At 70.2% G+C, this 25,712-nt stretch carries 21 protein-coding genes and 1 pseudogene; 14 read left to right on the forward strand and 8 right to left on the reverse strand.

Translation table 11 applies throughout. The features are described 5' to 3' along the window. The first annotated feature begins 119 nt into the window (after positions 1-119). Positions 120-956: a phosphatase PAP2 family protein gene (locus tag LR393_RS23970; RefSeq protein WP_231486532.1), complete on the forward strand. Its 837-nt coding sequence runs from the start codon at positions 120-122 to the stop codon at positions 954-956. A gap of 84 nt (positions 957-1,040) precedes the next feature. Here the strand turns inward: LR393_RS23970 and LR393_RS23975 are convergent, their stop codons facing one another. The 4 genes from LR393_RS23975 to LR393_RS23990 form a co-directional block, all read right to left on the reverse strand. After that, positions 1,041-1,241 carry a DUF397 domain-containing protein gene (locus LR393_RS23975; RefSeq protein ID WP_231486535.1) on the reverse strand — a complete coding sequence of 67 codons (201 nt, stop codon included), beginning with the start codon at positions 1,239-1,241 and terminating at the stop codon, positions 1,041-1,043. A 57-nt stretch (positions 1,242-1,298) separates the two neighbouring features. Further along, positions 1,299-2,228 carry a PAC2 family protein gene (locus tag LR393_RS23980; RefSeq protein ID WP_231486536.1) on the reverse strand — a complete coding sequence of 310 codons (930 nt, stop codon included), beginning with the start codon at positions 2,226-2,228 and terminating at the stop codon, positions 1,299-1,301. A gap of 248 nt (positions 2,229-2,476) precedes the next feature. Next, positions 2,477-3,508 (reverse strand): PadR family transcriptional regulator, encoded by a 1,032-nt coding sequence (locus tag LR393_RS23985; protein ID WP_231486538.1) that lies wholly within the window; start codon positions 3,506-3,508, stop codon positions 2,477-2,479. A gap of 269 nt (positions 3,509-3,777) precedes the next feature. Continuing rightward, complete coding sequence (locus tag LR393_RS23990) at positions 3,778-5,598, reverse strand: alkaline phosphatase D family protein (RefSeq protein WP_269327781.1); 1,821 nt, start codon at positions 5,596-5,598, stop codon at positions 3,778-3,780. A 20-nt stretch (positions 5,599-5,618) separates the two neighbouring features. On the opposite strand from LR393_RS23990, the gene LR393_RS23995 reads away from it, so the two are divergent. From LR393_RS23995 to LR393_RS24005, 3 genes are read left to right on the forward strand one after another with little or no spacing between them, the layout of a single operon-like run. Continuing rightward, positions 5,619-7,556 carry a penicillin-binding transpeptidase domain-containing protein gene (locus LR393_RS23995; RefSeq protein ID WP_231486541.1) on the forward strand — a complete coding sequence of 646 codons (1,938 nt, stop codon included), beginning with the start codon at positions 5,619-5,621 and terminating at the stop codon, positions 7,554-7,556. 46 nt (positions 7,557-7,602) lie between these two features. After that, positions 7,603-8,973: a glycosyltransferase family 87 protein gene (locus tag LR393_RS24000; protein WP_231486550.1), complete on the forward strand. Its 1,371-nt coding sequence runs from the start codon at positions 7,603-7,605 to the stop codon at positions 8,971-8,973. A gap of 17 nt (positions 8,974-8,990) precedes the next feature. After that, positions 8,991-9,731, forward strand: a complete 741-nt coding sequence (locus LR393_RS24005) for a M50 family metallopeptidase (protein ID WP_231486553.1) — start codon at positions 8,991-8,993, stop codon at positions 9,729-9,731. 53 nt (positions 9,732-9,784) lie between these two features. Here the strand turns inward: LR393_RS24005 and LR393_RS24010 are convergent, their stop codons facing one another. Next, entirely contained in the window at positions 9,785-10,234 is a 450-nt protein-coding gene (locus LR393_RS24010) for an SRPBCC family protein (protein ID WP_231486556.1), read from the reverse strand. A gap of 179 nt (positions 10,235-10,413) precedes the next feature. Between LR393_RS24010 and LR393_RS24015 the strand changes: the two genes are divergently transcribed. After that, entirely contained in the window at positions 10,414-11,406 is a 993-nt protein-coding gene (locus LR393_RS24015; RefSeq protein ID WP_231486559.1) for a ribose-phosphate diphosphokinase, read from the forward strand. 561 nt (positions 11,407-11,967) lie between these two features. Then, positions 11,968-14,244 (forward strand): FlgD immunoglobulin-like domain containing protein, encoded by a 2,277-nt coding sequence (locus LR393_RS24020; RefSeq protein ID WP_231486562.1) that lies wholly within the window; start codon positions 11,968-11,970, stop codon positions 14,242-14,244. A 48-nt stretch (positions 14,245-14,292) separates the two neighbouring features. Here the strand turns inward: LR393_RS24020 and LR393_RS24025 are convergent, their stop codons facing one another. Next, positions 14,293-14,847 carry a Rieske (2Fe-2S) protein gene (locus LR393_RS24025; protein WP_231486564.1) on the reverse strand — a complete coding sequence of 185 codons (555 nt, stop codon included), beginning with the start codon at positions 14,845-14,847 and terminating at the stop codon, positions 14,293-14,295. Between the two features lie 96 nt (positions 14,848-14,943). Here LR393_RS24025 and hrpA point away from each other — a divergent pair, with 96 nt between their 5' ends. Then, positions 14,944-18,954, forward strand: coding sequence for an ATP-dependent RNA helicase HrpA (gene hrpA / locus LR393_RS24030; RefSeq protein ID WP_231486576.1), 4,011 nt, complete (start codon positions 14,944-14,946; stop codon positions 18,952-18,954). A gap of 12 nt (positions 18,955-18,966) precedes the next feature. Here hrpA and LR393_RS24035 read toward each other — a convergent pair whose 3' ends face one another. Further along, positions 18,967-19,458: a MarR family winged helix-turn-helix transcriptional regulator gene (locus tag LR393_RS24035; RefSeq protein ID WP_231486579.1), complete on the reverse strand. Its 492-nt coding sequence runs from the start codon at positions 19,456-19,458 to the stop codon at positions 18,967-18,969. A gap of 170 nt (positions 19,459-19,628) precedes the next feature. Here LR393_RS24035 and LR393_RS24040 point away from each other — a divergent pair, with 170 nt between their 5' ends. The 7 genes and pseudogenes from LR393_RS24040 to LR393_RS24070 all read left to right on the forward strand — a co-directional run bounded on the left by LR393_RS24040 (position 19,629) and on the right by LR393_RS24070 (position 25,481). Then, positions 19,629-20,696: a 5'-3' exonuclease gene (locus LR393_RS24040; protein ID WP_231486602.1), complete on the forward strand. Its 1,068-nt coding sequence runs from the start codon at positions 19,629-19,631 to the stop codon at positions 20,694-20,696. 367 nt (positions 20,697-21,063) lie between these two features. Beyond that, positions 21,064-21,786, forward strand: coding sequence for a GntR family transcriptional regulator (locus LR393_RS24045; RefSeq protein WP_231486606.1), 723 nt, complete (start codon positions 21,064-21,066; stop codon positions 21,784-21,786). Positions 21,787-21,865: 79 nt separating this feature from the next. After that, a complete protein-coding gene (locus LR393_RS24050) occupies positions 21,866-23,371 on the forward strand; it encodes an NCS1 family nucleobase:cation symporter-1 (protein ID WP_231486617.1) in 1,506 nt (501 codons plus the stop codon). Continuing rightward, positions 23,368-24,108, forward strand: a complete 741-nt coding sequence (locus tag LR393_RS24055; protein WP_231486631.1) for an aspartate/glutamate racemase family protein — start codon at positions 23,368-23,370, stop codon at positions 24,106-24,108. Before LR393_RS24050 ends, LR393_RS24055 begins: the two co-directional genes overlap by 4 nt. After that, a pseudogene (locus LR393_RS24060) lies at positions 24,105-24,251 on the forward strand (alkene reductase); the annotation flags it as partial. The gene LR393_RS24055 and the pseudogene LR393_RS24060, both read left to right, overlap by 4 nt. Positions 24,252-24,346: 95 nt before the next feature. Then, positions 24,347-25,273 (forward strand): SGNH hydrolase domain-containing protein, encoded by a 927-nt coding sequence (locus tag LR393_RS24065; RefSeq protein ID WP_231486636.1) that lies wholly within the window; start codon positions 24,347-24,349, stop codon positions 25,271-25,273. Positions 25,274-25,277: 4 nt separating this feature from the next. After that, a complete protein-coding gene (locus LR393_RS24070; protein WP_231486644.1) occupies positions 25,278-25,481 on the forward strand; it encodes a hypothetical protein in 204 nt (67 codons plus the stop codon). Here the strand turns inward: LR393_RS24070 and LR393_RS24075 are convergent. Continuing rightward, a complete protein-coding gene (locus LR393_RS24075) occupies positions 25,478-25,624 on the reverse strand; it encodes a hypothetical protein (RefSeq protein ID WP_231486645.1) in 147 nt (48 codons plus the stop codon). The two genes, LR393_RS24070 and LR393_RS24075, sit on opposite strands and share 4 nt — an antisense overlap. Positions 25,625-25,712: the final 88 nt, after the last annotated feature.

Consider the following 25,712-nt stretch of genomic DNA (forward strand, 5'->3'; position numbering starts at 1 on the left):
GCCAGCACGACCCGGGCCAACACGACCCGGACCCGCACGACACCGGCCCGGACGGAGCAGAACAGCCGGGGCACCTCACGGGGGCCCCGCCGTACGACGAGGGAAAGGCGCGCGACCGCATGGCATCACAGCCCGGCAACGCGGCCTCAGGACCTGAGGCCTCGACAGCGGTGCACGACGACGACCACCTGGACCCCGGCAACCTCGAGTCGCACCTGGCCGGTGACACCCCGTCCGAGCACGAGGGCCGGCTGGTGCTGGCCGGGTTGCTGCTGTTCCTCGGGACGGCGCTGCTCGGTGGCTTCGTGCTGATCGGTGTGCTCGTGGCGACGGGTCTTCCCGACGTGCCGAAGATCGATCACGACGTGTCGACCGGGGCGCACGGCTACGTGGTGGACCGGCCCTGGCTGGCCGACATCCTGACGGTGATCGGGCACGCCACCGAGCCGTTCGCGATCCGCGCGATCTTCCTGGTGCCGGCGATCGTGCTCTGGCGACGGGGAGCCCGCCGGGCGGTGTCCTGGATGGTCGCCACGCTGGTCATCGGCGGCACGCTCAACCCCCTGATCAAGCTGCTGGTCGAGCGGAACCGGCCGGACCTGCCCGACCCGGTCTACCTGGCCTCCGGGTCGAGTTTTCCCTCGGGCCACACCACCAACGCCGTGATGTTCGCCGGCATCGTGCTGGTGCTGCTCGAGCCCAGCCTGCGCCACCACGTGCGGGCCCCCGGCGACGGCCGGTCCGTGCGCAGCACCCGGGGGCGGGTCGCGCTGTGGGTGGGAGCGTTCGCCTGGCCGGTCTTCGTCGCGCTCGACCGGCTCGGCCTGGGCGTGCACTACCTGACCGACGTCGTCGGCGGGTTCTTCTTCGGCCTGTCGGTGCTGCTGATCACGCTGGTGGCGTTCAGCCGGAGCAGCACGCTGAAACACTGGCCGCGGAAACAGGCGAACACCTGACCCGAACCCGACAGCCCCGCCGGGTGACGGGCACCGGGCGGGGCTGGTGGACGTCCACCATTGGTGCAGGTGAAAGGCGCCCCCCTACACGAGGTGGTCGAACTCGCCCTTCTTGGCGCCGTCGAGCCACGCGTCCCACTCACCGGGGGTGAAGGAGAGCACGTCGCCCGTCTCGCCGTCTTTCGAGTAGCGCACCTCGATCATCTCGCCGCTGCGACGCATCTCGACGAACTCGTCACTGCCGTCGGCGCCGCTGGCCCTGATCCACCCGCTGTCGATGCTCATCACGAACTCCCCGTATGCCGGAAATCACCGTACGAACACCGGCAGCGTAGCGATAGGTCAGACGTCGCCGCGGCCCTTGCGGTCGTTCTCCTCGGCGAGGAAGCGCTCGAGCTCGGCGCCCAGCTCGTCGGCGGTGGGCAGCTCGCCCGGACCGTCCGCGAGCGGCAGCGCATTGCCCTCACCGGCGACGTAGGCGTCGTACTGCTGCTCCAGGGCACTCACCACGGCGGCCACCTCGGGCTGCCCGGCGACCTGCTCCTCGATGGCGGCGCGGGTCTCGATGCCGGCCTCGATGAGCGTGCCGGTGGGCAGTGTCAGGTCACTGACATCGGCCACGGCATCGACCAGCACCACGGCGGCGTCGGGGAACTCGGCCTGGGTCAGGTAGTGCGGCACGTGCACGGCGAAACCCGCGGCATCCTTACCCGCCTGGCCCAGCCGCAGCTCCAGCAGACCGGCGACGTTGCCCGGGACCTGCACGTTGCCGGCCCAGATGTTCTTGATGTCGATGAGGTTCTTACGGGTGGCGTGCGCGGTCATACCGGAGGGGCGCGTGTGCGGCACCGCCATCGGGATCGCGTGCACACCGATGGTCAGGCGCACGTTGTAGTGGTCGACGAGCTCCGTGACCGCGGCCACGAACCGTTCCCACTGAATGTCCGGCTCCGGCCCCGTCAGCATCAGGAAGCCGCGCCCCTCGACGTCTTTGACCTCCTCGAGCACCAGCTGGGGAGCCTCGTAGCTCTCCCAGCGGTTCTCCATGAAGGTCATCGCCGGGCGCCGCGCGCGGTAGTCGTACAGCTGGTCGACATCGAACGTGGCCAGCACCCGGTGCTCCAGCGAGCTGAGCAGGTGCTCGCCCGCCAGCCGGCCGGCGTTGCCCGCGTCGATGAAACCTCCGAGCGCGTGCAGCAGTACAGGGTGTTCGAGAGCGCCCTCGTCGGGCTGCTCGTCGGCGAGCGTGTAAAGATCCCGCGGATCCAGCACGAGCGTCCTCCTCCATCGCCGGGCGCGGTTACTCACCGTCGCGCATTGTGCTCGTCCCGGCCCGTTCCGCGACGAGCATCGACGATGGCGCCGATGCGCCGAAACGGGCACCCGGCATCTACAACGCTACCGGCACGTCGGTAAATCCCCGATCCGGCTCCACCCTCAGCGAACAGGCTGCCGCACACCCGGGGATGCCGCATCCGGCCAGGTACCGGACGCGACATCCACGGTGCGGATCAACCGGTTCACTCAGCGTCATCCGAAGCGCCGTCCGGAGCGCCGTCCGAAGCGCCGTCCGAAGCGCCGCCCGAAGCGCCCGGCTCCGGGGCCGGCCCGGCGGCCTGGTCCTCGGCGAGGATCAGGTAGATCCGGCGCCGGGCCTCGTCCAGCGCCAGCCGCGCGCGCTCGACCTGCTCGTCCGAACCCAGCCGCGCGACCTGCTGCGTGGCCTGACCGAGAGCACCCATGCCCTCGAACAGGGTCTGGACCCGCTGCCGCTGGCCGGGACCGGCCATCGCCCACGGCTCGGCATACTCGGACGGGTTCTGCTGCACCGACTCGCGCCCGGCATCGGTGATCGAGAAGACCTTGCGGCCTCCCTCGGCGTCCTCCGCCCGGACCAGTCCCTCGTCCTGCAGCTGCTGCAGCACCGGGTAGACCGATCCCGGGCTGGGACGCCACAGGCCACCGCTGCGCTTGGTCAGTTCACCCATGATGGCGTAACCGTGGTAGCCCTGAGCGGGCTCCTCGGCCAGCAGCGCGAGGATCGCGGCCCGCACGTTGCCCCGCGGACGACGCCCGCCCCGGCCACCGCGTCCCTCCCCGCGACCGGGACCACCACCACCGGGACCCCAGCCACCCCGGCCGAAGCCGCCGGGACCGAACCCACCCGGGCCGAATCCCCCCGGACCGAACCCGCCGGGACCGAAGGGCCCCTGCCCGAACCGGCCGAAACCCCGATGCCCACCGGGACGCCCGTCACCGAACCCACCGCGACCGTCCTCGTCCTCCGGGAAGTCCTCGGGGTCGATGCCCCGCCCGGCCGCCCGCGGCCCGAAACCCGGACCGAAACCCAGACCGCCGGGACCGAAACCCGGACCGGACCCGCGTCCACCAGGAGAACCGAGCCCCCGACCAGGACCGAACCGGCCCCGCCCGAACCGCCGGCCCCGACCGCGCCGCCCGTCACCCTCGTCGGCATCCGGGGAACCCCAGGCCGGGTCGTCGTGGCCGGCCTCGTACGCCTGCTCATCGTTGTTCTTCTCTGCCTGCTTCATCGATTGCTCCTTCAGATCGGCCGGAGCTCCCGATGAGCTTCGGCGATACGTTGACGATATATCGGTAACGTATCGCTGTCGATAGGGTTCCCGAAAAGAGCAGCCGCCAGAGGACGAGGCGACCGGCGCCCGAACCAAAAAAACCCGCCGTGATCATGCAAAACCTCCCCGGAGTTCTAGAACTCTCGATCCCACAGTTCTAGAACGCCGGGGAGGTTTTGCATGATCACGAACGGGTTGTGGGGTTCTTCGCCTCCCTCAAGCCACCCTCAGCGGCCCGAGAGGTCCCGGGCCACCGCGATCTTGAGTGGGTAGCGGGCCGGGTCCCAGTCCTGCTCGGTGAGGGCCCACTGGTTCTCCGGCTCGTGCCCGCCGGAGGGGATGGACAGCCGGTTGCGTGGGGGCAGGGGCTGCGCGTCGCGGGTCGACTCCAGCATCACGCGGGCCGCCCGACCCTCGAGAACCAGCGTGGAGATGGCGTTCCCGAAGATCGGCCCACCGATGGACCCCCACGACATCACGGTCTCGGGGATGGTGCGCGGACGGGTGAACAGCAGGCGGGCCAGGCGGGTGACGGGGCTGGTCCAGGAGATGCTGAACGCCAGGCGCATGACCCACGGGATGGTGTTGTGCACCGGCGAGCAGGTGAGCTGGTAGACCTTCGAGGCCCTCTCGGGCACGGAGGACATCAGCGCGGTGACGTCGGCCTCGCAGATGTAGCTGTGGTGCACGTCGCCGGACAGCACGCACACGGTGGCCGGGGCCTGCGGGCCCGACGCCACGTCGGCGATCAGCCGGGCCAGCCGGTCGAACGACTCCCGGAACGCCGGCCAGTGCTCCAGATCGGCCGCACGGCGCAGCTTCTCACCCAGCACGGCCCGGCGGCCGGTGCCCTCGGCGAGGTGCTCGCTCCAGGCCTCGATCTGGTGCAGGGCGGGAGCCATCAGCCAGGGCAGGGAGGTGCCGATGAGCAGGTGGTCGTAGTCGCCCCGGGTGTGCTCCTCGACCCAGGCGAACTCGTCCTCGGACAGCATCGACCGGTGGTCGCCGTCGAGCATCCGCCCGCACCGCGAGTCGATCACCACCAGCCGGGTCCGCCCCAGGTCCCGCCAGAACGACCAGCGGTAGCCCTTGCCCCCGTCGGCCTCGGCGTCGGCCATCACCGCGAACTCGCGCAGCATCGGCGCGCAGTCCTGCCCGGCGGCGGCCAGCGCCCGCACCCGCTGGTACACCTCGTCGTCGGCCAGCTCGTCCGGTGAGAGGTTCCCGATGTGCTGGTACACCCAGTACGAGACCAGCCCGCCGACGATGCGCTCGGCCCACCAGCCGGTCTTCTTCACGTCGGCCCGCCACGAGCGCGAGGTGTTCCAGTCGTCGTGCACGTCGTGGTCGTCGAAGATCATCGCGATCGGCACCGTGGACATCAGCCAGCGGATCTGCGGGTCGCTCCACGACTCGTGATAGAGCCAGGTGTACTCCTCGAAGTCGGCGACCTCGCCGTGCGGAGGCTTCGAGATGTCCCGGTGACCGGCGATGCGCCGCTGGGTGATCTCCGTGGTCTCGTCCGCGTAGACCTGGTCGCCGAGCATGACCATCAGATCAGGCCGGCCGTCACCGGGATCGTGGGCCACCCGGACGGCGTAGGCCTCCAGGGCGTCCACCCCGTACTTGCGCTGTCCCTCGACCGTGCGCTGGGTGGCGACCCGGCACGATCCGTAGGCGATGCGCTGCGGGCGATCGGGGTCGAGCGTGCGGATCTGTGAGGCGGGGAGAACGCCGGGGGCCGGATGTGGCGAATCCGACACGCCGGGCGTCTGCGGCAGTCCGGAACTGTGTACCGGTGGCCACACCAGTTCGCCGTCCAGGCGCACGTCGTACTCGATCACCTCTCCCCGAGGAAGACCGGTGACCGCCACGAGGGCGTAGTGATGGCCACTGACCTCGAAGGTCTTGTCGGTCGTGCCGAGCACGGAGACTTCACATCGAGTGTCCACCTCGACCCAGACAGTGGCGTGAGCAGCACCGACGTGCCGGAGGACAGGACCGAGGATCAGGGAGGGCACCTTCCCTTCGTACCGCAGGCCCGGCATGACCGCTACCGTCGGGCACCGTGAACCGTCGTGTCCTGATCTATGTCCTGGTGGCCGTGCTGGTCCTCGCGGGAGCAGGGGGTACAGCCCTGTACCGGTTACGCGGGGGCGACAACAGCGGAGCGCAGAAGACCGCGGCCGAGGCCTTCGGCCGGGCCTGGTCCGGCGGAAATCTCGGCACCATCGGCTGGGCCAGTGGCCAGGCGGGCACCACGGACGACCCGGCCAAGGCCGTCCAGACCACCACGGCCGGCCTGACGTCCGAGAAGACGGACAAGCCCTCCGGCATCACCGTGGGCAAGGTCACCGAGTCGGCGAGCGGCGACACGGCGACCGCCCCGCTGCACGTGACCTGGACGCTGGCCCGCGACCGGACGTGGGAGTACGACACCACGCTGACGCTGGTGGACCAGGACGGCAGCTGGCGGCCGCAGTACGCGTCCACTCTGGTGCACCCGGACCTGACCGGTGACCTCGCCACGGCCACGCTGAAGGCGAGCACGGTGACGGGCCGGCGTGGCCAGATCCTCGGCGCGAACGACAAGGTGCTGGTCGAGGACCGCCCGGTGGTCGTGGTCGGGATCCACAAGGCGAAGACGGACGACGTGGAACAGACGGTGACCAAGGTCGCCGGCGTGGTCGGCGTGGACGGCGCGGCCCTGCTGAAGCGGGTGAAGGCGGCCGGCGCCGACACCTTCGTCGACGTGATCACGCTGCGCAAGGCCGCCTACAACCAGGTGAGCGCCCGGCTCAAACCGATCCCCGGGGTGGTGTTCCAGACCAAGGACGTCGCGCTCACCCCCTCCTCCGACTTCGCCCGGCCGCTGTTCGGCAACGTCGGGGCGGCGACGGCCGACATCGTCAAGGAGTCGGACGGGCGGGTGCAGGCCGGTGACGAGACCGGCCTGTCCGGCCTGCAGCGCACCTATGACGAGCAGCTGGCCGGCACCCCGGGCGTGGTCGTGACGGCCGAGCCGAAGGAGGGCGAGGGAAAGGAGCTCTTCCGGGCCGACGCGACCGACGGCAAGGACCTGAAGCTCACCCTCGATCTGGAGATCCAGAACGCCGCGGACAAGGCGATCGCCACGGCGACGCACCTGGCCGGCATGGTCGCGATCGACACGAAGACCGGCAACATCCTGGCGATCGCCAACGGCGGCCCGAACGGCAACAGCTACAACCGCGCCCTGCTCGGCCAGTACGCACCCGGCTCGACCTTCAAGATCGCGTCCGGCCTGGGCCTGGTGGAGTACGGCGGGATGACCGCGAACAAGATCGTGGCCTGCCCCAAGGCCCTGACGGTCAGCGGCAAGAAGTTCACCAACGCCGAGGACGAGGTCCTCGGCAAGGTGCCTTTCTCCAGTGACTTCGCCCACTCCTGCAACACCGCCTTCGTCGGCAGCGCGAAGCTCATCAGCCAGGCGCAGCTGGCCCAGGCGGCGGGCTCGCTGGGCTACGGACAGCCCAACGCCACCGGCGTGACGGCCTTCACCGGCCAGGTCCCGGCCAAGGGCGACACCGTCGCGCACGCCGCCGCGATGATCGGTCAGGGCACTGTGCTCGTCAGCCCGATGGCCGTGGCGAGCGCCTCCGCCGGGATCGCCTCCGGCACCTGGCACGCCCCCCGGCTGGTGCTCGACGGAACCGGGAACGACAAGGCCACGGCCGATGTCGACCCGGTGAAGCTGGATGCCAGGAGCGTGCGGACGATGCGCTCACTGATGCGCACGGTGGTCACCAGCGGGACGGGTACCGGCATGAAGAACGTGCCCGGCGGGCCGGTCTCCGGCAAGACCGGCACGGCCGAGTACGGCACCGACACGCCCCCGAAGACGAACGCCTGGTTCACCGGTTTCCAGGGCGACATCGCGTTCGCGATCCTGGTCGAGGACGGGGGTTTCGGCGCCAAGAGTGCGGTGCCGGTGGCCAAGAAGTTCCTGACCGATCTTGCGTCGTAGTGCCCACCCACGGGAAGGATCGGTAGAGTCCCGGCCGATGACCGGGATGACCAGCAGATTCGACCGAGGGCTGCGGATATGGCTGGTTGTGATGCTGCTGGCCTGCGTGGGCCTGGCGGTGGGCTGGGCCGCCAAGGCCCCCTGCGTCGACACGTACACCACCCCGGACGGCCAGGTGGCGCTCGACTGGCGCGACGCGCGGCAGTACTCGCTGCACTGTTACTCCGACGCGATCCCGCTCTACGGGGTGGACCACCTCCAGGACGGCACGCTGCCGTACAAGACCACCTGGACCGACGCCGACGGCACCGTGCGGGCGATGGAGTACCCGGTGGTGACCGGCATGCTCCAGTACGTCGGCATGCGGTTCACGAAGGTCTACGTGGGCGTCACCGGCGACACCGGGCCGGAGGTGGTGCCCTACTTCGTGATCATGGCGATCGTGCTGGCGATCTCCTGGCTGGTGGCGGTGGCCTGCACGATCCCGCTGGCGGTGCGCAAGTGGGACGTGGTGCTGATGGCGCTCTCCCCGCTGGTGTTCGTGCACGCCTTCACCAACTTCGACACCCTGGCCGTGGCCCTGGCCGCCGCCGGGATGCTCGCCTGGGCCCGGCAACGACCGCTGCTGGCCGGGCTGCTGCTGGGGATCGGCGCGGCGGCCAAGCTCTACCCGTTGTTCATCCTCGGGCCGCTGCTGATCCTCTGCTGGCGCTCGGGAACGCTGAAGCCGTGGTGGAAGGCCACCCTGGCGGCCGCCGGGGCCTGGATCGCCTGCAACGCCCCGTTCGCGCTGCTCTACCCGCGCGGCTGGTGGGAGTTCTTCCGGCTGAACTCGACCCGTCCGGCCGACCACGACTCGATCTACAACGCGCTCACGACCTTCACCAGCTGGCGGGGGTTCGACGGCCCGCTGTACGCGGGTCAGTCGCCGGAGAAGCTGAACACCTTCAGCCTGGCGGCCTTCCTGGTGCTGTGCCTGGTGATCGGGGTGATCGGTCTCACCTCGCCGCGCCGGCCCCGGCTGGCCTCGCTGGTCTTCCTGGTGGTGGCCGCGTTCCTGCTGACCAACAAGGTGTGGAGCCCGCAGTACTCGCTGTGGCTGGTGCCCCTGGCCGTGCTGGCCCTGCCCCGGGTCTGGGTGCTGCTGGTCTGGATGGTCACGGACGCCTACCTCTGGTACCCCCGGCTGGGGTACTTCCTCGGTCTGCAGGACCCGGCCCGGGGCAACTCCCCCGAGCGGTTCCTCACCGTGGTGGTGCTGCGTGACCTGCTGGTGCTGCTCATCTGCGCGATGATCGTCCACACGATCTACCGGCCCCAGGCCGATCCGGTGCGGCAGCGGGGTGTGGACGATCCGGCCTTCGGGCCCGTCGATGATCAACTTCCGGACCGCAGACTCGTTCCCCGACGGGCATGACCCCTACCCTTGGCGAAATGTCAGCGGTGAACTCCGATTTCTCCTGGGACAACCTCTCCTGGGACTCCCTCGGCGACGAGCGCGTCATGGTGATCGTGCTGGGGGTCGCGGCCATCGTGCTGACCGGCGAACGCACCACCTGGCACGTGCTGCGCAACGTGGTGACGATCGCCCACGAGGGTGGCCACGCCGTGATCGCGCTGCTCATGGGCCGCGAGCTGGCCGGGATCAAGCTGCACTCGGACACCTCCGGGGTGACGCTCTCCCGGGGCAAGCCACGCGGCCTGGGCATGATCTTCACCGCGCTCGCGGGCTACCCGGCGCCGGCCGTGATGGGTGTGGGGCTGGCGGCACTGATCGGGCTCGACCTGATCACCGTGCTGCTGTGGGTGGTGGTGGGCCTGCTGGCGGTGCTGCTGACCCAGATCCGCAACGCCTTCGGGGTGCTCACCGTGGTCGTCACCGGCGGTGCGGCGGTCGCGGTGATGGTCTGGGGCAACGAGCGCACGGCCCTGGGCTTCGCCTGCGCGGTGACCTGGCTGCTGCTGATCGGCGGGCTGCGCGCGGTGATCGAGCTGCAGAGTTCCCGCCGGGCGCAGGGCAGCGGGCGGCGCGGTGGGCCCCCGGTGACCTCCGACGCCGATCAGCTGGCCTGGCTGAGCCACGTCCCGGGGGTGTTCTGGGTCACGGTGTTCTTCCTGCTGTCCCTGGCCTCGATCGTGGCCGGGGGCTGGCTGATGCTGAGCTGGAACCCGTAAGTCGTCACGACGGGCCCCCGGCCGGGTTCACACCGACCGGGGGAATCCAGGTCCTAGAGACAGACCTGGGCGAAGTCGTCCAGCCGGTGCTCCCACTCCTCCTGCATGTGCGGCCGCTGGTCCGAGGGCAGGCCCTCGTGCCACAACCGCAGCCGCGTACCGCCCGCGACCGGGGTCAGATCGAGCTCGACCAGGCTGGGCTCGTCCTCCGCGTCCCCGGAGTGCCACGACAGCCGCAGCTGCTCCAGCGGGTGGTAGCTCCGCACCATGCCCGCCTCCCCCTCGTCACTCATGAAGCTGTGCCCCTCGCCGCGCAGCACGGCACCGGGACCCAGCCAGACCGAGGTGCCGACGGGACTTACCAAGATGTGCCAGACGTGACCCGCGCTACCCGCGAGCACCCTGCGCACGAACACCAGCTGCGGTCCGGGTACGACATCATCGTCGGTGAGTGCGGGTGGCAGCCCAGCCTCCACCCGACCCAACTGCACGAATGTGGACATGTAGCCCCCTTGCGATTCAGCCATACCGATCAGCACCCCCTCCCCGAGCCGGAGGGGCCAGTTTTCGGTCATCGTCGATACACCGTCGGCCGATGGGAAGGGTGCTTCAATCCCCCAAAAGCTTGTCGCATGAAAAGTCTGGGAACATGGCGGCAACACCCCCGTGAGAGGTACCGCTGGTGAATACTGTTTCGATCCAAAGCCGGAAGACGCTCCAGGTCTTCTCCGGCCGGGCATACCCAGAGCTGGCTGAGGAGATCGTCAAGTATCTCGACGTGAGCCTGACGCCTCAGTCCGCCTACGAATTCGCCAACGGCGAGATCTTCGTGCGCTTCGAGGAGTCGGTGCGTGGGGCGGACGCGTTCGTGGTCCAGTCCTGCGGCGCAGGCATCAACACCTGGGTGATGGAGACCCTGATCATGATCGACGCGCTCAAGCGCGCGTCGGCCGACCGGATCACCGTGGTGCTGCCGTTCTACCCGTACGCACGGCAGGACAAGAAGCACCGGGGCCGGGAGCCGATCTCCGCCCGGCTGATCTCCGACCTGCTGCGTACGGCCGGTGCCGACCGCCTGATGACGGTCGATCTGCACACCGACCAGACGCAGGGCTTCTTCGACGGCCCGGTCGATCACCTCTTCGCCCTGCACCTGCTCACCGACCACGTCGCGAGCAAGTACAAGGGCGAGGAGATCACCGTGGTCGCGCCCGACTCCGGCCGCGTGCGCGTGGCCGAGCGCTGGGCCGACCGTCTGGGCGGCACGCCACTGGCCTTCATCCACAAGACCCGTGACCCGCGCATGCCGAACACCGTGGTCACGAACCGGGTCGTCGGTGACGTCGAGGGCCGCACCTGTGTGCTGGTCGACGACATGATCGACACCGGTGGCACGATCACCAAGGCCGCCACCAAGCTCTTCGAGCAGGGCGCGAAAGACGTGATCATCGCCGCCACCCACGGCATCCTGTCCGACCCCGCCACCGAGCGGCTACGCGACTGCGGTGCCACGGAGATCGTGCTGACCAACACGCTGCCGATCGACTCCGACCGGCTGCTGCCGAACTTCACCGTGCTCTCGATCGCCCCGCTGATCGCCCAGGCGATCCACGAGGTCTTCGAGGACGGGTCGGTCACCTCGCTCTTCAACCTGGACGAGGTGTCGGGCGAGTAGTACGCCCCACTGCGCCTGTCGCCGTCTCCGGGGTCGTCCCCCGAGGCGGCGACCTGCTTTGGTGGGCCCTGAACGGCAGGCTCACCGTCGCTGACGATCACGGGTCCCCGGGGGATCCTGCTGTATTCGAAACGTCCTGACCGGCGGACCCGCCCGCGCCGAGTCCACCCTCCCGCTGCACGCCCAGGTGAGGAACGTGCGACTCCTGGGGCCTCGTCCACCGGTGTGGCCGTGCTGTGGCAATACTTCAATCGAACTGAACCCCCCAAGACCCTTCGTGATCATGCAAAACCTCCCCGGCGTTCTAGAACTCTCGGAACCACAGTTCTAGAACGCCGGGGAGGTTTTGCATGATCACGGAAGGTTGGGGGGGTCGAAGGGGTGGTTTTGCGGCGGGTCCCTTCCAATTGCGGACGCGGTCGGTGAACGGCACGCGGGGTGGACCGGTTTCAGGCCTTCGTCGTGGGCCCGCATCGAGGTGGGGCTGGTGGGATGCGTGCATCCACACCGTTCCGGGGGCACCATGCCCAGGTGTCCGGATCCACGGTGGGAGAACCTCAGATGAGCCGCGCGACGCCGGTCGCCCCGTCGCTGGTCGTGCGTCCGCGCTCGGCCCCGGATCTGGAAGTCCGGATCTCGCCCGACGACGACCTCAGCGTGTCCCGGACCGTCCCACCGACCCCGCCGCCCGCCGGTGTCCATCCGTCGGAGAACCCACCGGACAACGCGATCCGCTACGCCCGCCTGGCCCCCGGCGTCCTGGCGCTCTCCCTCGTCCTCACCGGCGCCGTCGACGCCCCGGACAGCACCGGCGAACCGGTCCGCACCCGGGCCCAGGCCCTGGCCGCGCGCACGGTGGCGCCGGCGGCGACGCTGCGGATCGCCGGGCACCCGGCGTCCACCGCGGTCCGGCTGATCGGTGCCTCCGAGGACGGCATCGCGATCTGGCAGGGCGCCCCCCAGGGTGTCGGCAGCGACGGGACGCCCGCCCCCGCCACCGTCTACACCGGGGCCCTGACCAGCCGGGACGGCACGATGCGCCTGGCCGCGCGGCCCGGAGCCGGGGCACCCACCCGGGCCGGGTCACTGCTGCGCCTCAGCGTGACCGGCCCCACGCTGGCCTGGTACGAACTCGGCGGCGGGGACGGCGGCAGCTCCGCCTACCCGCAGGAGCACCGCCTCGACCTGGCCGGGGGCCGTGACCTCACCGACGACCGGGCCGGTTCGCTGGCCGTACGGCAGAAACTGCAGGGCGGCGACGCGACCGCGCCGTACGCCCAGATCGACCCGGACGGCCTGCTCGCCACCCAGAAACCGGGCCGCTGGCTGGAGTTCGGCGGGATGCAGGCCCGGATCGTGGCCCGGGAGGGCCGCTGGGTGCTCGAGTCCCGCCGGGCGAACCGGAAGAAGGTGACCCGGGCCCTGCTGCCGCACGGCATCAACGTCAACTCCGGGCTCGACGCCGTGGGCGACCGCTTCTACACCGCCTCCAGCGGACTGGACCCGGCCGTCTACGTGGTCCAGGGCCGTTCGGTGACCCAGGTCGCGAAGATCCCGGCCGCCCGCTACCCGATCACGTCGTGGGCCCTGTCCGCCGGCACGCTGCACTTCACCGACCAGTCGGCCGGGAAGAAGACCACGAACGTCTTCAGCACCACCCTGACCAGCACGGCGGACACGGTCACCCGCAGCCCCTCGGCCCGGCTGCCGCAGACCACCGGGCCGGTCCCGCTCGCCTTCTCGGCCGGTCGCGGTGCCCTCGCCGCCCCGGGTGCCCCCGGGGAGTGGCAGCTGCTCGACCAGGGCGCCACCACCGCGCGGGTGGCCCAGCGCCTGATCACCCGCAAGGGCGTCCAGCAGCGCATCGACGACGACTCCCCCGCCGTCTCCGGCCCGTACGCGCTGGTCGCGGGCCAGGTGTTCCGGCCCGACGGCGAGCTGGTCTGGCGGGAGCCGGCCGCGGCCGCCCTCGCCGGGCAGGACGACCTGTACGGCGCGGACGTCGTCTACTCGGTACCCGAGGGCGGGAAGGACACGAAGGGCCACGACCTGGCCGGGGTCTGGTCGGTCGGCGTCGAGCGCCCGCTGCCGGTGCGCCTGGACACCACCCGCTGTGCGCAGGCCCCGCCGGTCGCGATCTGGGCGGGTTCGGCCGCCTGGGCGAACTGCGACGGCAGCCACATCACCGTGCAGGACCTGCGGACCGGCGGGATCCGCGACGTCGACACCGGGCTGGGCCTGATCATCGGCTCCGGCCCGGCGCCGATCACCGGCCTGAGCCTGCGCGAAGGGGTGCTGGCCTGGATCGACGGCGACGCGCTCAGCCTGCTCGACCTGGCCGACCCGCACTCCTCACCCCTCGTGCTGCCGGGCTCCACCGCCCGCTTCATGCTGGACGGGAACCTGGTGGCCCGGCAGACCGGGCAGGGGCTGGTGGTCGACCGGCTGCCGTTCCCGGTGAACTCCCGCCCGCGCCTGATCGCCGCCGCCGCACCGCTGGGCTTCACCCCGGACGGCGACGGGAAGTTCGACCGCTGGCAGCCGCAGTTCGATGTCACCCGGCCGGTACGCAACGCCCGGCTGCGCATCGTGGCCCCGTCGGGACGGGTGGTGCGCACGTTCCGGATCCCCGGCGGCGCCGACGGCAGCCTGCGCGGCATCACCTGGGACGGGCGCTCCGACGCGGGCCGGCCACTGGCCGAGGGCCCCTACACCTGGGAGCTCACCGCCCGGGCCGTGGACGGCGGCGGCACCCTGACCTCGGCCGCCTCCCTCGCCCGGGCCCGGGGCTCGATCGAGATCAGCTCCACGGGCCCGAGCAGGCCGAAGGCCCGATAAAGTCGGTTGACTCATCGGGCCCCCGGCTGAAAACTGGGCGGGAATGGGTCAGGACGTGACGATGTTGCCGTCCTCGACCGAAACCGTGATGGGGGTCAGCGACTTGTTCGCCGGCCCGGAGACGAAAGCGCCCGTGGTCTTCTCGAATACCGAATTGTGCAGCGGGCACACCAGCTGGTCACCCTTGACGGCCACGGTGGCACCCTGGTGCGGGCAGACCGCGGAGAACGCCGCAGGCTGGTCGGCCTCGGGCATCGCGACGATGATCGGTGCGCCGTCGAGCGTGAAACTGGCGGCGTCGCCCACCGCGATGTCGGACACCGGGGCGATCACCTCCGCGCTTCCCGCACCGGCCGACGTGGTCGCGTCGGCCGCGGCCGACGTCTCCCCGGCCGCCGAGGTCTCGCTCGAGGTGCTGCCCGCGCCCGACGAGGCAGTATCGTCATCGCTCCCGCCGCCACAGGCCGCCAGGCCCGCGGCACCCAGCAGGGTGAACGAGCAGACCGCCATGGCCCGCCGGCGGCTCAGCCCGTTGGTCCCTGCGGTGGCTTCCTCGGTGACGGAAGTCTGCGTCTCTCCGGTGCTGCGGAGGGTTGCAGTCATGGTTGGTCCTCCCCTGAGGTCGTTGAATGTGCAAATAGTAGTGACAGGGACTGTGCGAAACGCAAGTTCTTCTGCCGTGTCGAGGATTTCGCGAAGATGAGCACACAAACCTGGGACCGGGCTGTACGCGAGCTGCGGGTTGACCTGAACGACGTGTCCCTGAGTGACGCCCGCCGGATCGGCCGTCAGCTCGATTCCGTGCTGCACTCACGCCGCCGCAGCGACGACGAGAAGACGGCCGAACTGGCCCGGATCGAACGGGAGATCGGCACGGCGCGGGCGAAGGTTGAGACCCGCCGCGCCGCCGTGCCCACGATCACCTATCCGGAGCAGCTGCCGGTCAGTCAGCGTCGTGACGACCTGATGAAGGCGATCGCCGAGAACCAGGTCGTGATCGTCGCGGGCGAAACCGGTTCGGGCAAGACCACCCAGCTGCCGAAGATCTGCCTGGAACTGGGCCGCGGCGTGCGCGGGCTGATCGGGCACACCCAGCCCCGGCGCCTGGCCGCCCGTTCGGTGGCCGAGCGCATCGCCGAGGAGGTCGGCTCCGAGCTCGGCGAAACCATCGGCTATACAGTGCGTTTCACCGACCAGGCGAGCGACTCGACCCTGGTCCGGCTGATGACCGACGGCATCCTGCTGGCCGAGATCCAGCGCGACCGGCTGCTGTCCCGCTACGACACGATCATCATCGACGAGGCGCACGAGCGCAGTCTGAACATCGACTTCCTGCTCGGTTACCTCAAGCAACTGCTCCCCCGCCGCCCCGACCTGAAAATCATCATCACCTCGGCCACGATCGACCCGCAGGCGTTCTCCCGGCACTTCGCCGACGCGCCGATCGTCGAGGTCTCGGGCCGTACCTACCCGGTCGAGGTGCGCTACCGGCCCCTGGTGCTGGTCGAGGAGACCGACGAAGAGGGCATCGTCAGCGAGATCACCCGCGACCCGATCGAGGCCGTGATCGAGGCGGTCGACGAGCTCGAGGCGCAGGGACCGGGCGACGTCCTGGTCTTCTTCAGCGGCGAGCGCGAGATCCGCGACGCCGCCGAGGCTCTCAACCGGCACGTGGGCGCGCACACCGAAGTGGTGCCGCTGTACGCCCGCCTCAGCGCGGCCGAGCAGCACAAGGTCTTCTCCCCGCACAGCGGCCGGCGCATCGTGCTGGCCACGAACGTCGCCGAGACCTCGCTCACCGTGCCGGGAATCCGCTACGTGATCGACCCCGGCACGGCGCGCATCAGCCGCTACAGCTTCCGCACCAAGGTGCAGCGGCTGCCGATCGAGCCGGTCTCGCAGGCCTCGGCCAACCAGCGCAAAGGCCGCTGCGGACGGCTCTCCGACGGCATCTGCATCCGCCTCTACAGCGAGGACGACTTCGAGAACCGGCCCCCGTTCACCGATCCCGAGATCCTGCGCACCAACCTGGCGGCGGTCATCCTGCAGATGACGTCGCTGAACCTCGGCGAGGTGGAGAAGTTCCCCTTCCTCGACCCGCCCGACCCGCGCCAGATCAAAGACGGTGTGGCGCTGCTGCACGAGCTCGGGGCGATCGACCCGGCCGAGACCGACGCGCGCAAGCGCCTCACCGGCATGGGCCGCACCCTGGCCCAGCTGCCGGTCGACCCGCGCCTGGCCCGCATGCTCGTCGAGGCCGACCGGAACGGCTGCCTGGGCGACGTTCTCGTCATCGTGGCAGCGCTGTCGATCCAGGACCCGCGCGAGCGGCCGAGCGACCAACAGGCCCAGGCCGACCAGTCGCACGCCCGCTTCAAAGACCCGCGCTCGGACTTCCTGGCCTACATCAACCTCTGGAACTACGTCGTCGGCAAGCAGAAGGAGTACGGCTCCGGGCGCTTTCGCCGGATGTGCCGCGACGAGTTCCTGCACGGCCAGCGCATCCGCGAGTGGCAGGACCTGCACGGTCAGCTGCGCCAGGTGCTGCGCAGCGCCGGGATCCGGGTGGCGGGTGGACGCGCGACGTCCAGTTTCGATCCCGACGCGGCCGATGTGGAGGAGATCGAGGACGCGTTGGAGCCCGTCGACGACGGGACGGCCGAGAAGGTGCATCTCTCCCTGCTGTCCGGTCTGCTCTCGCAGGTCGGCCTGAAGGAGGGTGAGACCCGGGAGTACCTGGGCGCCCGAAGCGCGAAGTTCGCGATCCAGCCCGGTTCGGCCCTGGTGCGCAGTACTCCCCGCTGGGTGATGGTGGGCGAGCTGGTGGAGACCACCCGGCTCTGGGGCCGCACCGCCGCGCGCATCGACCCGCTGTGGATCGAGCGGCTGGGCGGGCACCTGGTCAGGCGGCACTACAGCGAGCCGCGCTGGGAACGGAAGCGCGGCTCCGCCGTGGCGACGGAACGTGTGACGCTGTACGGCATTCCGGTGGTCACGGGCCGCACGGTGGGCTACGGCCGGATCGACCCGGAGGTCTCGCGCGAGCTGTTCGTCCGGCACGCCCTGGTCGAGGGCGACTGGCGCACCCAGCACGAGTTCTTCCACGAGAACCGCAAGCTGCTGGGTGATGTCGAGTCGCTGGAGGACAAGGTCCGGCGCCGCGACATCGTGGTGGACGACCAGGCCCTGTTCGACTTCTACGACGAGCGCATCCCCGCCGACGTGGTGTCGGTGGCGCACTTCGACTCGTGGTGGAAGAAGGCCCGCCGCGACCGGCCGGACCAGCTGAGCTTCTGGACCTCCATGCTCTTCGCCCCCGAGGCCCCCCAGGTCGCGGCCGAGGACTACCCGGCCGCCTGGCGGGCCGCCGGGCTGGACCTGAAGGTGACCTACCAGTTCGAGCCGGGCACGGCCGCCGACGGCGTGACCGTGCACCTGCCCCTGGCCGCGCTGAACCAGGTGCGCGAGCAGGACTTCGAGTGGCAGATCCCGGGCCTGCGCACGGAACTGGTCACCGAGCTGATCCGCTCACTGCCCAAGCCGATCCGCAAGGGCCTGAGCCCGGCCCCCGACCGGGCCAAGGGGGTGCTGGATCGGCTGGCCGACACCGAACCCGGCTCCGAGCCGCTGTTCCCGGCGCTGGAGGACGAGCTGTACGAGCTGACCGGGGTCGACATCCCGGAGGGCTCGTGGGACCTGACCAAGGTGCCCGACCACCTGCTGGTGACGTTCCGGGTGCACGACGAGAAGGGCGCGCGCCTGGCCGAGGGCAAGAGCCTGGCGAAGCTGCGGGAGAAGCTCCGGCCGAAGCTGCGTCAGGAGATCTCCTCCGCCGTCGCCCAGGTCGAGGCGAAGAACCTGAAGACCTTTCCGGAGAAGGCCGTTCCGCGCAGCGTGGAGCACCGGGTCGCGGGTCTCACCGTGCAGGGCCACCCGGCGCTGGTCGACCGGGGCGACCACGTCGACGTGAAGGTGCTGGAGACCCCGGAGGAACAGCGCCGGGCGATGAAGGCGGGCACCCGGCGGCTGCTCCTGCTGAACATGGCCTCGCCGGCCAAGAGTGTGCTCGCCCGCCTCAGCAACCGGCAGAAGCTGGCGCTGGCCCAGGCCCCGCACAAGACGCCGTCCGACCTGTTCGACGACTGCCTGGGGGCGGCCGTCGACCATCTCGTCGACCTGTGCGGCGGACCGGCCTGGGACAAGCCGGCTTTCGAGTCGCTCCTGCTCCTGGTCCGGCAGGATGTCCACCCGACCGTGACCGACGCACTGGCCACGACGTCCACCGTTCTGGGTCTGGCCCGGGAGATCGAGCTGGAGCTGAAGACCACGTCGAGCCCGGCCCTGCTGCCCGGCCTGACCGATCTGCGGTCGCAGCTGGCGGCGCTGGTGTTCCCGGGCTTCGTGACCGCGACCGGTGCGACCAAGCTGCCCGACCTCGTCCGTTATCTCCAGGCGATGCAGCGCCGGCTGGAGAAACTTCCCGAGCGCTACCAGCGCGACCGGGGCCTGCAGGAACAGGTTCTGGCCCTGCGGGCCGAGTTCCAGGCGGCCGTGGCGAAACTGCCGGCTCCCCGGCGGCACAGCGACGACGTGATCGGGGTCCGCTGGATGCTCGAGGAACTACGCGTCAGCCTCTTCGGCTCCGGCCTGAAAACCGCCTACCCGGTGTCGGAGCAGCGGGTGCGCAAGGCGATCAGCGACCTGCGGTGAACCACCCTGTTCTCACTCGCCGCCGGGCGGGGGCGGTACCAGCGTGCCGTCCGGGTCGATCTTGGCCAGGATCGCCGAGGAGATCTCGTTGAGCTGCTGCACCTGCTCGGCGGTGAGAGCGTCGAACACGAAGCGGCGCACCGCCCCGACGTGGCCCGGGGCGAACTCGGAGATGGCGTTCATGCCGTCGTCGGTCATCTGGGCCACCTGGCCGCGACCGTCTTCGGCGGCCCGGGCCCTCTGCACGTAGCCGCGGTTCTCCAGCCGGCTGATGGTGTGCGAGAGCCGGCTGGGCGAACTGCTGGAGCGGGCGGCCAGCTCACTCATCCGCAGGGCCCGGTCGGGCGCCTCGGAGAGCATGGCCAGCGCGAAGTAGGCGAAGTGGGTGAGCTGCGCGTCGTGCTGCAGCTGGGCATCGAGGGAGGCCGGTAGCAGGGTGAAGACCGCGGCGAACTTCCGCCAGGCCTTCTGTTCCTCTTCGCTCAGCCACTGCGGTTCACTCACCGGGACACCTTATCCAGGGTTTTTGCCCCGTGACCCCGTGGGACGCTCCGGCCGTTTCCCCCAGCAACAAGTGGCATGACTCACAACGCTGTGCACACGGTCGAACACTCGTTCGAGATTTTGCCCGGTGATGCGTGCGCGGACCGGATCCAGGCGGCATCCTGGAACGCGTGCCCGTACCCCTGCTGCTGGCTGTCGACGGCAACAGCCTCCTGCACCGCGCTCACCACGCGATGTCGCAGGGGGATCTGCGCGATGCCGACGGCGCGCCGATCTGGGCGCTGAAGGGTCTCATCAGTTTCCTGGCCACCGCCTCGGCCCGGCTGCGACCCGATGCGCTGGTGGTCGGCTTCGACTGCGCGGCCGGTGAGTCGGTGCGGCGCGGGGACTACGACGGGTACAAGGCGCACCGCCCGGAGAAATCCGAAGACCTCTGTCTCCAGCTCGACGCCGCCCCCGGTTTCCTGGCCGCCGCCGGCGTCACCGTGGTGGTGCCGAAGGGCTACGAGGCGGACGACGTGATGGCCTCCTCGGCCCGGGCCGCCCGCAAGCACGGCTGGCAGGCCACCGTGGTGACCAGCGACCGCGACATGTTCGCCCTGGTCGACCAGAACACCTCGGTGCTGCGGGTGATGAACGGGGGCATCGACGGCTCCCCGCTGATCGACCCGCAAGGGCTGCAGGCGCAGTACGGCGTGCGGCCCGACCAGTACAAGGACTTCGCCGCCCTGCGGGGAGACGCCTCCGACAACCTGCCCGGCGCCTTCGGCGTCGGCCCCAAGCGCGCCGCGAAGCTGCTCGCCGAGTTCGACACGGTCGAGAGGGTCTACGAGATCCTCGACGAGGGGCGTGAGGACGAGGTGGCCACCCTGATCGGGCCGGCCGCCACGGCCGCGCTGGCCGGCGAGGAGGCCCGGGCCAACGTCGCCCGCAACCAGCACCTGATGGAGCTGCGGCGCGACCTGCGTCTGCCGAAGATCGCCACGATGGCCCTGCCGCTCGATCAGGACCGCCTTCAGGGCACGCTGCGCGCCCGCGACATCCGGCTCGGTGGTTCGTTGTGGTCGCTCACCGGCGGCGAGCCGCCGTCCTGGTACGGCGAGCGCGTCTACGGCCAGGGCCCGCGCCGGCCGGCCGCGCCTCCCGACCGGGTGATCACCCTGCCGCGCCCCCTGGGCAACCGGGCGTCCCGGAAAGCCGCGGCCCTGGCCGACGCCGGGCAGATGTCGCTGTTCTAGCGGTCCCACCGCGGCGCAGGACAGGGTCTCCCGGGCGCCGGTACACGCCAGCAGGGCGAAGGCCTGCCCGGCGGTGGCGATCAGCAGGACACGCCGGGCGCCGAACCGGTCACACGCCCGTCCGGCCCCGAAAGACCCTGCGACACCGATTGCTCCGGCGATCGTCAGCCCCAGGCCGACCGTGGTGGCGGGCAGCCCGGATGTTCGACGGCCCTTCCCCCACGCCGGGCTGCTCACCTCCGACCGGTCCGGCCGGTCGGTGCTCTACCGGCAGTCCGGCCTGGGCGAGGCCCCGGTGACCCGCCCGGGCACCGATGACCGGCGTCCTGGGGTGCAAAAGCCCTGTTCACCCCGATACCGTGCGCGGATGAGCCACGGACGGCGTTCAGCACTGCTCGACCAGCTCGAGCCACGCCGCACCGGCAGCCCGCAGCAGGCGATCCTCGACGAGCTGCGGCGCGTGATCCTCGACGGCGGGGTGCCGCCCGGCACCCCGATCCCCCTCGCCGAGGTGGCGGCGCTGTTCGGGGTCAGCCCGATCCCGGTGCGCGAGGCCCTGAAGACGCTGGTGGGCGAGAATCTGGTGGCGCACCGGCCGAACGCCGGGTACGTGGTGGCGCAGCTGACCCGCCGCGAGCTGGCCGAGATCTACCTGGTGCGTGGAGTGTTGGAGTCCGCGGCCCTGCGGGCGGCGATCGAGACGGCGACACAGGACGATGTGGTCGCCGCCCGTGAGGCCCATGCGGCTCTCGAGGCGCTCCAGACCGACTGGGATCCGCGCAGTTATCACCGGGAGAGCCGGCACTTCCATCTGGCGCTGATCATGCCCTGCCGGATGCAGCGCCTGCTGCGGATGTTCGAGTCGGCGTGGAACGTGACCGAGCCGTTCCAGCCGATGCGCTGGCTGGAACCCTCCGCCCGCGAGCACCTGCACGGGGAACACACGGCGATGCTGGAGGCATTCGTCGCCCGCGACGGTGACGTGCTGCTCGACGTCGCCGCGCGGCACCACCAGCGTCTGGAGTCGGTGATCGCCGTGCTCCCCGAGCGGGCGGGACTGCTGGCCGACCCCGGCGGGGAAGATATATGAACTGCGTCATCGGCCAGCAACAATCCGCACCTAGCGTCATGAGGGCCCCTTCACCCCTGATGCCCGCCGGGAGCAGTCGATGGCCGAAGACCTCTCAGTCCACCTGACCCCCGATCACCCGGCCGGTGTGCCGCTGATCAAGGAGGGCTACGACCCCCGCCTCACCAACCAGGACCTCGCGCCGCTGGCCGAGCAGAAATGGGGCACGTACAACATTTTCGCGTTCTGGATGTCCGACGTGCACAGCGTCGGCGGCTACGTGACCGCGGGAAGTCTCTTCGCGCTCGGCCTGACCTCCTGGCAGGTGCTCATCTCGCTGGTCGTCGGCATCGTCATCGTCCAGTTCTTCTGCAATCTGGTGGCGAAACCCAGCCAGGTTTCCGGTGTTCCGTACCCGGTGATCTGCCGCGCGCCGTTCGGCGTGAAGGGCGCGAACATCCCGGCCATCATCCGGGGCTCGATCGCGGTGGCCTGGTACGGCATCCAGACCTACCTGGCCTCGGCCGCGCTCGACGTGGTGATGGTGCGCCTGTTCGACGGCCTCGCGCCCTACGCCGACGCCTCGCGACACGGGTTCCTCGGGCTCTCCACCCTCGGCTGGGGCACGTACGCCCTGCTCTGGGTGCTTCAGGCGGGTGTGTTCTGGATGGGCATGGAGAGCATCCGCCGGTTCATCGACTTCTGCGGACCGGCCGTCTACGTGGTGATGTTCGCGCTCTGCGGCTACCTGCTGTGGAAATCGGAATGGCATGTGGCGCTAAACCTGTCGTCGGAGAACCGGTCTGGCTGGCAGGTGGTCACCACCATGCTCTCGGCGATCGCCCTGGTGGTCTCGTACTTCTCCGGCCCGATGCTGAACTTCGGTGACTTCTCCCGCTACGGGCGCAGTTTCGACGCGGTCAAGCGTGGCAACCTCCTCGGTCTGCCGGTGAACTTCCTGGTCTTCTCCATCCTCACCGTGGTCACCGCGGCCGCCACCCTGCCGGTGTTCGGCGAGCTGATCACCGACCCGGTCGAGACGGTCTCGCGCATCGACAACACCTTCGCCATCGTGCTCGGCGCGCTGACCTTCACCACCGCCACGATCGGCATCAACATCGTCGCGAACTTCATCTCACCCGCCTTCGACTTCTCGAACGTCAGCCCGCAGCGGATCAGCTGGCGGATGGGCGGCATGATCGCGGCGGTCGGCTCGGTCATCCTGACCCCGTGGAACTGGTACGACAACGACGACGCCATCCACTACACGCTGGGTGTGCTCGGCGCCCTGATCGGCCCACTGTTCGGCGTGCTCATCGCCGACTACTACCTGCTGCGCAACCAGCGGGTGGTGGTGGACGACCTGTTCACCCTGTCGGAGAGCGGGCGGTACTGGTACTCGGGCGGCTACAACCCCGACGCGGTGATCGCCACGGCCCTGGCCGGTGTCTTCTCGATCGCCTCGGTGATCATTCCCCAATTGATGGACGCGGGTCTCTGGGTGAGCGACTACAGCTGGTTCATCGGGTGCGGCATCGGTTTCGTGGCCTACTACGTCATCGCCGGGCGCCTGAACTCAGCCACCCGGCGGGCCCTGCGCGCATGATCCTGCGGGTGGTCAACCCGAACACCACCGCCTCGATGACCGGCCTGATCGGGAGGGCCGCCCGCGCGGCGGCCTCGCCCGGCACGGTCGTCGAGGCGGTGAACCCGGCGACCGGGCCGGTGTCGATCGAGAGTCACTACGACGAGGCCCTGGCCGTGCCCGGGCTGCTGGCCGAGATCGCCCGCGGCGAGGCCGACGGTTACGTGGTGGCCTGTTTCGGTGATCCCGGCCTGGACGCGGCCCGGGAACTGGCCCGGGGACCGGTGATCGGGATCGCCGAGGCCGCCATGCACGCGGCCTCGTTCCTGGGGCGGGGCTTCAGCGTGGTCACCACCCTGGCCCGCACCACCGGCCGGGCCTGGGACCTGGCCCGGGCCTACGGTTTCGGCGAGCGCTGCCGGGGCGTGCACAGCTGCGAGATCCCGGTGCTGGAGCTGGAGACCGATCCGGCCGCCCGCTCGGTGATCACCCAGAAGTGCCGGCGGGCGCTGGAGACCGACGGGTCCGACGCGATCGTGCTGGGGTGTGCCGGGATGGCCGATCTGTGCGCGGAGATCTCGGCGGTGATCGGGGCACCGGTGGTGGACGGGGTCGCGGCGGCGACGGTGTTCACCGAGTCCCTGGTGCGGCTGGGACTCAGCACGGGCAAGCACGGCGAGTTCGCGCGTCCACCGGCGAAGCCCTACACCGGCCTCCTCAGCCCCTGGAGCGTCGCCCGGTCAAGCGCTCGTTCGTGATCAGCTTCGGGCGGGCCTTCATCGCCAACCCCGACCGGGTGGAGCGGCTGCGCACCGGACTGCCACTGGCGACGGCCGACGAGGAGACCTCTTACACAGGCGGCGACCAGGGTTACCTGACCTACCCGGGGCATGCCTACTGACGCGGTTGCGCGGGCTTCACCCGAATTGACGCGCTCACCCGATCCTCCACACTGGGTTCCGGCCGGAATCACGATCCAGGAGGACGACGCTTCACATGACCAGGTTCGCGGCCCGCGCCATCGGCCTGGTCGGAATGCTTCTCGTCCTGATCGCCTGCGCCCCAGAGGGCACGCCGCTGCCGGGTGCGTCCCCGGGCGTGGCGATCACGCCGGACCCGGCCCGGGCGAAGCAGGACTCGGGTGACCTCTACGCCCGGGGATGCGCCTCGGGCTATCAGGACGCCGTGGTGCGTCCCTGCGTGTTCGACGACTCCGCGACCGGCGGCTCTCCCCTGGTCGTTGCGGTCGGGGACTCCAAGACGGCCCAGTGGGCACCCACGCTCCAGGTGCTCGCCGCCCGGCACCACTGGAAGCTGATCACCATGACGAAGTCCGGGTGTGCCTTCTCCGACATCCACCGGGTGCGGGTGGGAAAGGAGTACCGCACGTGTGTCGCCTGGAACGCCTCGGCCCTGAAGGCGGTACGCCGGTTGAAACCCGCCCTGGTGGTGACCACCGAGCTGGACCACTACCCGACGATGGTGGACGGAAAACCGCTGAAGGGCGCCGCGAACCGGGCGGAGATGGTGCGGGGCCTGAGCACCCGGATCAACCAGGTGAAGGCCGCCGGCATCCCGGTGGTGACCGTCGCGGAGACGCCGCGCATGGGCTTCGACGCCGCGGCCTGCGTGCAGGCCCACCCCGGCCGTCTGGATTCCTGCTCCCGGCCACGTGAGCAGGTACTGGGCGGAGCCGGGGTGGTCAGCGCCGCGGCCGAGCGCAGCGGTGTGCCGGTCATCGACCTGACCAGCCACTTCTGCTCGGCCACGACCTGCCCGGCGGTGCTGGGCAACCTGCTGCTCTACCGTGACGACCACCACATCACCGCCACCTTCGCCCGCAGCCTGGCCCCGTCCTTCGAGGCCGGGCTGCAGCGCGGCCTGACGCCCGCCCAGGCGCGGAAGCTGCTGACCTATAGTTGAGCGGGTGCTGGAAGCCGCTCTCCTGATCGTCGTCATGCTCGCCGCCGTCGTCGTGATGGGCCTGACGCTGCGCGTGGTGATCACGGCGGTGAAGCAGTCGCGACGCGGCTACGTACCCACCGAGGAGCAGCGCCAGCAGATCATGAAGCTGGGCGGGGCCGGCCTGATCCTGGCCCTGATCGCGCTCCTGATCCCGTCGATCTTCTAGGGCGTGTTCCAGTAGGCGACGAGCCCCCCGCCGATCAGGAACAACACGACCGCCGCCGGGAACAGGTTCCCGGCGAACGCGAGCCCGGCCGCGATGAACAGCGCCACCCCGCACAACACCCACACCCACGCCGACGCCTTCATCCGCGACCTCCCACGCTCCGCCCCCGCGCCCTCACACTACGTCGCGGTGGCCGGATTGCCCAGGTTCGCAAGGCCCTCCCGGACGGGT

Source organism: Kineosporia mesophila (genome assembly GCF_021129235.1).
GTDB lineage: Bacteria > Actinomycetota > Actinomycetes > Actinomycetales > Kineosporiaceae > Kineosporia > Kineosporia mesophila.